A 737-nucleotide genomic window follows, 5' to 3' on the forward strand; every position below is an offset into this window, starting at 1 on the left:
CGTAACGGTACAGGGTGGCGCTGCCGCCGACAGTATTTTCCTAAATGCAGCAACCACATCGAGCGTTAATGCGGGTGCGGGCAATGATACGATTACGATTGCTACCGGCGCTGCGACGCTTGCCACAGGAACCATCAATGGCGGCAGCGGCTCGGATACTTTGGCGCTAACCGGCAACACGGCACTGTCATCGAATCTGACAAACGTAAGTTCCATCGAAGTCTTGACCATCGCGAATACGACGACTGATGTCGGTATCGGGTCCGTTGATGGGCTCGTGGCGGCAGGGGCGACGCTGGTCATAACGACCGCTCAAACCACTGGAATACTGACCTTTACGGGCACTGCTGAGACGGACGGCCACTTCAGCATTACCGGCGGTCAAGCCAATGATGCTTTGGTCGGCGGCGCTTTGGTCGATACCATCGATGGGGGAAGTGGTGCCGATTACGTTGTCGGGATGGCGGGCAATGATTCATTGATCGGGGGCGATGGTAACGACCAAGTGATCGGCGGTCGCGACAATGATACTCTTACCGGCGGTGCCGGGGGCGATACCTTCTATTTTGGCTCAGCCGACGGCGCGGCGGCGGATCTGTCTGCTGCCAATAGTGGCGTCGATACGATCACCGATTTTACTGCGACCGATAATCTCTGTTTCAATGTCAGCGCGCTGGGTATGACGAGTAACGTAGGAACTATGAAGGTTGCCACACTGTCTTCCGGCGGCGCCACGC

1 protein-coding gene is annotated in these 737 nt (G+C 57.1%); it reads left to right on the forward strand.

What is annotated here, in order from left to right:
- The coding region (locus VZ95_RS19335) for a calcium-binding protein (protein WP_045777314.1) at positions 1 to 737 on the forward strand (737 nt) is incomplete at both ends.

Source organism: Elstera litoralis (assembly GCF_000963705.1).
GTDB lineage: Bacteria > Pseudomonadota > Alphaproteobacteria > Elsterales > Elsteraceae > Elstera > Elstera litoralis.